The sequence below is a fragment of the Succinatimonas hippei YIT 12066 genome (genome assembly GCF_000188195.1).
GTDB lineage: Bacteria > Pseudomonadota > Gammaproteobacteria > Enterobacterales > Succinivibrionaceae > Succinatimonas > Succinatimonas hippei.
Genome location: NZ_GL830997.1, coordinates 22,073 through 30,653 on the forward strand (window position 1 = coordinate 22,073; position 8,581 = coordinate 30,653).

The 8,581-nt window shown below is 35.5% G+C and carries 8 protein-coding genes and 1 tRNA gene; 1 reads left to right on the top strand and 8 read right to left on the bottom strand.

All coding sequences use genetic code 11. The features are described 5' to 3' along the window. Positions 1 to 154: 154 nt before the first annotated feature. Positions 155 to 230, bottom strand: a tRNA-Gly gene (locus HMPREF9444_RS05635). 159 nt (positions 231 to 389) lie between these two features. Between HMPREF9444_RS05635 and ybaK the strand changes: the two genes are divergently transcribed. Next, positions 390 to 863, top strand: a complete 474-nt coding sequence (gene ybaK, locus HMPREF9444_RS05640; protein ID WP_009143431.1) for a Cys-tRNA(Pro) deacylase — start codon at positions 390 to 392, stop codon at positions 861 to 863. 54 nt (positions 864 to 917) lie between these two features. Here the strand turns inward: ybaK and HMPREF9444_RS05645 are convergent, their stop codons facing one another. The 7 genes from HMPREF9444_RS05645 to HMPREF9444_RS05670 all read right to left on the bottom strand — a co-directional run bounded on the left by HMPREF9444_RS05645 (position 918) and on the right by HMPREF9444_RS05670 (position 8,250). Beyond that, a complete protein-coding gene (locus HMPREF9444_RS05645; protein WP_009143432.1) occupies positions 918 to 1,364 on the bottom strand; it encodes a metal-dependent transcriptional regulator in 447 nt (148 codons plus the stop codon). A gap of 1 nt (position 1,365) precedes the next feature. Beyond that, positions 1,366 to 1,812, bottom strand: a complete 447-nt coding sequence (locus tag HMPREF9444_RS10595) for a transcriptional repressor (protein ID WP_009143433.1) — start codon at positions 1,810 to 1,812, stop codon at positions 1,366 to 1,368. A 232-nt stretch (positions 1,813 to 2,044) separates the two neighbouring features. Beyond that, the gene (locus HMPREF9444_RS10985; protein ID WP_009143434.1) at positions 2,045 to 2,194 is read right to left on the bottom strand and encodes a hypothetical protein; all 150 of its coding nucleotides are present in this window, start codon (positions 2,192 to 2,194) and stop codon (positions 2,045 to 2,047) included. Positions 2,195 to 2,262: 68 nt separating this feature from the next. Next, positions 2,263 to 2,910 (bottom strand): hypothetical protein, encoded by a 648-nt coding sequence (locus HMPREF9444_RS05655; RefSeq protein ID WP_009143435.1) that lies wholly within the window; start codon positions 2,908 to 2,910, stop codon positions 2,263 to 2,265. 108 nt (positions 2,911 to 3,018) lie between these two features. Further along, complete coding sequence (locus HMPREF9444_RS05660; protein WP_040909300.1) at positions 3,019 to 4,752, bottom strand: carbon starvation CstA family protein; 1,734 nt, start codon at positions 4,750 to 4,752, stop codon at positions 3,019 to 3,021. A 353-nt stretch (positions 4,753 to 5,105) separates the two neighbouring features. Further along, positions 5,106 to 5,642 carry a hypothetical protein gene (locus tag HMPREF9444_RS05665; RefSeq protein WP_009143437.1) on the bottom strand — a complete coding sequence of 179 codons (537 nt, stop codon included), beginning with the start codon at positions 5,640 to 5,642 and terminating at the stop codon, positions 5,106 to 5,108. A gap of 1 nt (position 5,643) precedes the next feature. Beyond that, the gene (locus HMPREF9444_RS05670) at positions 5,644 to 8,250 is read right to left on the bottom strand and encodes a tetratricopeptide repeat protein (RefSeq protein WP_009143438.1); all 2,607 of its coding nucleotides are present in this window, start codon (positions 8,248 to 8,250) and stop codon (positions 5,644 to 5,646) included. Positions 8,251 to 8,581 lie beyond the last annotated feature (331 nt).

An 8,581-nucleotide genomic window follows, 5' to 3' on the forward strand; every position in this document is an offset into this window, starting at 1 on the left:
AATTGATTTGTTGTTTCTCTGTAAAGATAACCTTTTTAAGTCACCTTTATTTTTATTAAAAACACCAAATCACAAAATAATTGTCAAAAACTAAAAAAGAAAATTAGACACGCAAAAACGAAAAAAGCACCTAAAGGTGCTGTCTTTCTAATTTTGGAGCGGGCAACGAGGTTCGAACTCGCGACCCTAACCATGGCAAGGTTATGCTCTACCAACTGAGCTATGCCCGCATCCGATGGCGATAAATTATATAGAAAAATTTTAAATAAGCAAGAAAATTTTTAATATTTTTACGTCAACATAAAAATAGATAATAAGAAAAGACAAAAGATTCTTCTATAATATTTTTCGCGAAATTTAATTAAAAATGAATTATCAAGGAATTATTCATGATAACCCCAGCTCAAAACTTTTTAAAAAAGCAAAAAATCACATACAAAACCTATGAGTACAAATGTACTGTAGACCACGACTTCGGAAAGTTTGCCGCTACTGCTTTAAATATTAAAGAAGATAAGGTATTTAAAACAATAATATTGCATCATGATAAAACTTACGTAACTTGTGTTGTCCCTGTAAATGCAATGATTTCTCTTAAAAACGTAGCACGCTTAATTAAAGTAAAAGATTTAGAGATGACAGACCAACCTACTGCTTCACGTATTACCGGCTATGTAATCGGCGGAATAAGTCCTTTCGGTCAAAAAAGAAAAACCCTGACCGTATTATCGGAAACGGCTTTAAAGTTTGATGAAATCTTAGTAAGCGGAGGCAGGCGCGGCTTTTCCGTGGGAGTTAACCCTCAAGATCTAATTAAAAGCCTTAATGCAGTAGTCGGAGATATCATTGAGCACAAGGAATAAAAAACTGCCGACCAAAGCGACAGTTTTTTACTTATTAGTTATTACTTAGCTTTTTTAAATTAATTTTTTATCTTTAAGATAAGTACGAATTCCGTTCATGGTTTCATCTGAAATAACGTGCTCTATACGGCACGCATCATGTTCAGCAATGTCAGCCGGCACATTAGCAATGTTCTTTAAAAAAACGGTCAGCAACTGATGGCGTTCAAATACATGTTCTGCAAGAACCCTGCCGTCAGGAGTAAATAAAATGGCACCTGACGGAGCGATCTTAATTAATCCGCGTTCTTTTAGCATAGCAAGAGCTCTGCTGACGCTTGGTTTTGAAAAACCTAACTCATTAGCAACGTCTACCGCTCTAACAAGGCCGTTCTCATTTCTTTCTTTTATAATTAAAATCGTTTCAAGATAATTCTCTCCGGATTCTGCAATAATCCCGGCACGAGGAGGAACAGGCTCAGTAACAGCATCCTGAACAGTAGGAACTTGTGGCTTGGTCATTTTATTTTACTACCGTGATATTAATTTTATTTCCGACTAAAGATAATTGAATATTATTGTTAGGTCCTATAGCCCCTTTGGAAATAAGGCCTAAACGAACTACTTCATTTAACGCTAATTTAATCTGTCGATTGATATTTTTACCGCGAGCATCAGTTAAGGTACCAAGCTCGGGAATTTGCGGCTGCATTCCCAAATTACGAGCTTTAGAAAGGACACCGATTTGTTCAAGACGATTTATCAATCGATATACGGTAGCAATTCCAAGATCCGGCACAAACTGTTTTGCTTCATACCATAATTCTTTTGGTGAAGTACAACTACTGTTCATTAAAATATCAATAATATGTCGTCGTTGAACAGTCATACGCAAACCGCTTGCCTCAAGTTTGCGCAATGTGTCTTCGGTCAAATGACCAACGTTGTAAATCGGATCGTTATCTTGCATAACCGCCTTCTTAAAAAACCGGACTTTTATAAACTATAAATAGTGCCAAGGCTTTTCTTTTTCAAGCTATTAAACTAATTTTCAATAAGAAAACTAAAATTAATGCAACACCAGTTTTCAAAAAAACTGCCGCTATCTATGCTGCATTTTCAAAAGCCTTCGGATAACTATACCATAAACAATTCTGTATTTAGTTCTTTGAAACATAAATATATTTATTCAAAAGTTAATATCACTGCTTTTTATCATTACAGTGACATTCTTTTGATGAGCATCCGCAAGTGCTGCTTTTTCCGGTAAAAGTACCTATTATTCTGCGTAATCCCAAAAAGCAGGGGATTATTACCAAAATTGTAATGACAATAAGAATTAAAGTATCCACAACGACCTCCTGCAAACATTTGTAGTTAGCTTATGACAACTATCTTTTGTTTGCAAGAAGTAAGGTCATTACAAGGTAAAAATAAATCCCAAAAGAAAAATAATAAACAAAATTACGCCACAAATTTTAAGTGCTAAATTAGCTATTTTTATAGTCTCAACATTATTTTTTAATTTAATTATTTTTTTATGGAGCAGACGATGAGATAAATCAGCACGCGATACGGTACCCTTAGGATCGGAGATTCCTACCGTAGCAGGAACTCCCTCTATCGTGTAAAACTTAAAACCGTATCCCATAGCACTTCTTATATTAGTGCTTTCCTTAACATCAAGTACGATATTGGCACCTAGCATTTTACAATCATGTTTTAATTTATATATAGCTTTTTCTCTGATGCGATCTGTCTTGGCTATAGAAACTTTAGCTTTATCAATTAACGTATAATTAGTCGGCAACTCACCGGAAATAAGCTCAAGATTTGAAGGCTCTTTAAAAGTTTCATTCCTAAAAATAAAATCTTCAGCATCCTTTAGACGAAAATTACTTAACTTATTTTCAATAAATTCAAAACTGCAAGACATTCCTTCTTTTATTAAAGATTCATCTTTTTTATTTATAAAAGCCAAAGCATCAAAACTGTATATATTGCCGTCGTTTGCCTGAATACGGCCTTGCTTGGTCTTAATATCGTAAATTGTGACTTTTCCTTCCATAAAATTCTCCTTAAGTAAATTTTAACAAAAGAAAAGACTCAAAAAAGAAAAACCCGCAGAAAACATGTTTTGTTTAATGCGGGTATTTAAATATTAATCAATAATTAATCAATCATTTTCTACTTTAGCGTAAGCAAATTCTTTCTTACCGTAAATAGCTTTTAAATGATGCAGCATAATTGAAGCTCCTAATAGGATCATCAAAACAGCCATGGCAAAAAGGAAAATACCGGATACTACAAGAACCGAATTTTGCCCCCACTGCTGAGAGACCACCTGAGCGACACCCCACAAACTCATTACCATCATAAGAACCATAGGAATGAAAGAAATGATCCAGTTGGCGCCTTTTATCATCAGATAAAGTGTAATACCAAGGAAAGTTAAACCTGCCATTAACTGGTTTGATGCACCGAAAATCGGCCATATACTTGCAGCACTGCCGGTTAACGCCATTAACATTGAAAGACCTACAATGATAAAAGCAGCTAAAAACGGATTAGTGATAATCCTTCTCCATTGTGCTATTTGCGGCTCATTCTTAGAAACTGCAATATCATTATTTTCTTTCTTAGTGCGCGGCATAAACAACTCTTGCCACAAGAAACGCCCAAGACGAGTTGCTGTATCAAGTGAAGTCATCATGAAGGCAGAAATTGCAAGAGAGATGAAAACTTTAGAGTAAACTTCAGGAATGCCGAGAGCTGCAGAGAAAGACGCGATACCTGTAGCAAAAGCCATAGGTTGATTTTTACCTACTTCAAAGAAAGTAGCAGGATCCATTGCCATTACAGCAACTAATGCCATAACGCCTAAAACACCTTCTAAAATCATGCCGCCATAACCTATGGGCAGCAGATCTTTTTCGGAATTAATTTGTTTTGAAGTGGTACCTGAGGCAACTAACGAATGGAATCCAGAACATGCACCGCAAGCAATGAAAATAAACAAAGCCGGGATCATGGCTGTCATATTGCCGTCTGCAGTCAATGCAGTCCATCCATTGAAGGCATTTAAATTAATATCAGGATTATAAGCAATGATAGAAACAATACCTAAAGCCAACATCCCGTACAAAAGATAAGAGTTCAGGTAATCACGAGGCTGAAGCAGCCATTGCACCGGAACAACTGATGCGGCAAAAACATACACAGCCAAAACGGCAATCCAGATATATGTAGCTCCTTGTTTAGACATACCGAAGCTTGCAACCAAATCGATCGGCAATAAATCACCAATCAAAACGGTTAAAAACACCAGAGGAACAAAGACAAAGGATGATTTTTTAAGTCCAAATCCAAGCTTCATTGAGCAAAGAGCGAACAACGGAGCCATACAGATAAAGAGCAAAGATGCAGTGGCAACTGCCGGGATCTGTACGAACATGCCGGCTATAAGTAAAGTAAAGATACCTACAATGAGGACCAAGCAGGAACAGCAGAAAATCAAAAACAGCATACGCCCTGCATAACCCATAAGATCTTCCATTATGTATGAAATGGAACGACCTTTATTACGCACTGACATCACCATGGCTGCAAAATCGTGGAAAGCTCCGACAAAAACGCAACCCACTAAAATCCAAATTAAAGCAGGCAGCCAACCGAAATATGCCGCCATAATCGGGCCAACGATAGGCCCCGGACCTGCAATTGATGCAAAATGATGCCCAAAAAGCACAATTCGTGGAGTCGGTACATAATCAATACCGTCAAATTGGGTATGTGCAGGAGTCGGATTTTTAGGATCGATTCTAAAAACACGCTTTAAATATCCGCCATAGCAAAAATATGCGACAACAAAATATGCCAGACATATGCAAAATAACAAACTTCCGCTCATAAAAAACAGCTCCATAAGTCTTGCGACTTTTGAACTTAATTCTTTAACCAATGAAATATGAATAGATCTATAGATCTGCTACGCCGCTATACAACATAAAAGGACGTAATGACTGTCATTAACGTCAGACGGTTATCTGCTGTTAATGAAGAATTGATGAAAAGTCTGACTGATTATCAAAACTTTTTTGATCCGAAATAAAGGGATATATTTATTTCGAATTGAAACGAAATTCAATATCGTTTAATGAACTAAAAATTATATCAGGACAAATATAAAATAGTGCAAAGTATTTAATTAATGCGCCAAAACGGCGCATTAATTTTCATAATAAGTTTAATCCATGAGTGACATCAAACGTTGATTTTTACGCTAAAATCACAAGCTCCAAGACGAAGCAGCGACTCATTTAAATCCTTTCTTTTTACACCTAAAGCCCTCATTCTTTTTGTGCACTCTCGTAAATCAAGGCTGTCAATATCATCTTTATCAAAATAAGCATTTATATGTTCAAGATCAAAAGACAGATCTTTTGGCAACAAACCGGCTCCGACTAATGTTGAAGGCATAAGACAAAACAAATGATCTTCTTTTTTCATAACTTCTACGTTATGAATAAGCTCATTGTTCAGATTATGGCGATAAATACAGTTTTGCCCCTGCTCTAAATGCAATTCATCAAACAAAGACAACTCTTTTACATTTTCAACATTACCGCCGTTGCCGGCACTGTATTCAACTCCGTTAACGACAAAAAGGCGTCTTGCTTTTTCATAATCAAAAGAAGCGGCGATAAGCTCTGCGACAAAAGCTATATCAGCAGTTCCGTCAATTGCAACCAAACGCCAAACCGGCGTATCTTTTAATGTAATTTTTAATAAATATTGCATATTATTGAGTAATACCGGTGTTAATGAATCCGCTTATTGTACTGTCAATAGAGCAATCCGTAAATTTATTTTCAAGATGATATGAAAACATATCAAATGATATTTCACTTAGTATAAACGCAGCTTCACATCCGCCGTTTGCCGCTCGTTTAAAGAATTTATAAGCCGCAGCCATATCCGGTTTACACGCCATCGGACGAAGTGCAATCATTCCCTTTATATATTCATAAAGAGAATTTACATGCTCATTATTCAATAAAGAATTAAGCATTAATGAATAAGGAATTGCCCCTGAATTCTCAGATCCGCTTCCGATAGCGCCCAACCTGAATGTTTGAGAACACAGTCTATTTGCCGCATCTTTTAGATAAGTATCGCTTAAAGCGAACAATGCTTCATTATCTTCATGATCAAGATGTTCATACTTTATTGCAATATCATAACTGCTGAATAAATCATCATGGATACAGCCTAAAAAAGCGTCAATTTCCATTACTCTTGTTCCTAAAACAAGAGATTCATACAATTTTTCCACTAAATCTTTTAAAGCTTTAGATGTTTCAACTTTTAAAGGATTTCTTTTAGAGTAATTGACTATAAAGCGGTGCGCCTTATTAAAAGGAACTCCTATTCTATAGGCAAAAGAATCTTCTGCGCAGTCTGTCAGATCTTCCAAAATATAACCGGGACAATACTGCGCCATTGTAGATGTAAGTGCAACACCTTTACGATAAAAGTTTTCCGCTTTATGCACATCCCGCGGCAATAGTGTACCTTTTATATATGCATTTTGCATAAATAAACAAGCCGAAGGATCCTTATTTGACAAAGTCGCAATCTTATCCACAATCTGAATAAACTTAAGCGGCTTAAACTTTCTTTCTTTTTTCAAGCGCGCATATTCTTTAACACAAGAAGACAACTCATACTCAGCGCCTAAGCGTAAATATGTATGAGCAAGCTCAGGATCTTTCGGCAATAAAGCTCTATATAAAATGTAATAGCCCATTACTGCCCCTGAATTTACGGCTTTTAAAGCATATTTTGCTGCCTTTTCCAAATCTCGGCTATCAAGTGCAGAAATAGCCATATTAAATAAGGCAAGAGATGAGCCTAAAAGAGCTGCTTTTGACCACCATTTTTCGGCTAATGCCGTATCCTTTTTTTCTCCTGATAAATTCCAATAATAAGACCCGAGTTTAAACGCAATATCTGCACAATCCCTACGCTCTACGGCCTGCTCTATTAAAGGTAAGTCCTTTTTATCAAACTTAGGATTTATGAGCAAATTGGCAAGAGGTTCCAACGCTTGCTCACAATGCCCGCATTCATAAGCTTCTTTTAGTAATTCCAAAGCTAAGGTATAGAAAGTCTGGCTCGGCTTTTCTTCATTTGCAGCATAATTTGCTACATAAGATTTAAATTTTTCAATATCAGATAAAATTAATTTTGCCTGCATAACCTTCATCAAAGGCACGTCATCAAATAAGCATTCAGACACCTGAGATGAAAGCAAATACGACAATAAATCTTCAGGCTTACGGTGACCAAGCTTTACAGCATTTAAAAATACAGATAAAAAGTTATAGAGTAAATCAGTAATTAAAGACTCTTTATCTGAAAACTCAGAATCCTCCGAATAGTCACCGTCAAAACGGACGCCGCCTAAACCGTTATCATGATTAAAAGCAAGCTTAAAAGCATGAAACAACGGAATTATTAATGCGCTTTCCCAATCTTCAGCACTTGAATTTATATCCATAATAAATAACTGCCTTGCATATATTGCGGCAGGATGTCCGACCATTGATGCATAACTTAGCCAGCGTCCGGCTTTATCAATATCATGGGGCAAATCAGTACCGAAATAATACGCCAGACCGATTTTATACGCAGTCTGTGCCGGAATTCCGGGCATAATTTGTAAATCTTCAATTCCCGATTGAAGCTCATTGTTTAGCAGTAAATTTAAAATATCACAGCTATCCATATAAAAATTGCTGCAAAAACTCATATCCTCCATCTTAGAAATGGACTGTTGCAAAAAAGGTAAATAGTCTTCCTCTTTATTAATTAATTTATTACGAGCGCATTGATAGTAAAAATAAACCAATACTGACGGTATAAAAATTACCTCAAATTCATTAATCCTGGCATCTACACAAGGAGAAGGATCGTCTTTATAGATATTTATCTTATAAGTTGTTGCAAAGTAACTCTCAAGCTGAATTAAAGCATTTTCAAAATCATTTTTACTTTGCAAAAGCGAAAAAAACTCCTCTACTTTATCATTATCGTTATTGAATATTTTATTTAGCGTTCTAATTACATCTTGTTTAACTAATTTATTAATATGTTCAGACGCTCTTTTTTCCCCTTGAATAAAAGCTACATAATAATAGTAAAGAGCATCATCCAGCTGCAGCAAATGCTTATCATCCATATTTCCGTCAAATTGCATAAATTTATTTTCAATATCTAAAGCAATTTGCATAGCGGAATTTTTATCTAAAGAACTTTGAGGTGAAATTAATGAAACAATCTTTTTTTCAAGCTGTGCGATTTTTGCAATTGATTGCGAACTAAAACCATTTAATCGTGTTGTCATTTTCAAATCTTAAAAAAACAATATGTAAAACACTATTTTTACAAAACAATTCAAAACAAATTAAGATGTATTCTACACTAGTACCGTCCAAGTAGCTTGCGTTATTAAAATACTCTCTTCATTGTATTCATTGAAAATTTTAATCATTATATTCAATATTATCAGGATTATTTATGTCTAAGATTTACTAACAGCCAATCTTTAAAATCAAAATGTTTGTTAAAGAAGAATACATGCCAGAGATAAAAGTAAAATATCAATAGTTTGTTTTATCGATAATCGAGTAGGGGAGATCTGGCGATCTGCCCCTCTCACACCACCCACCGTGCAG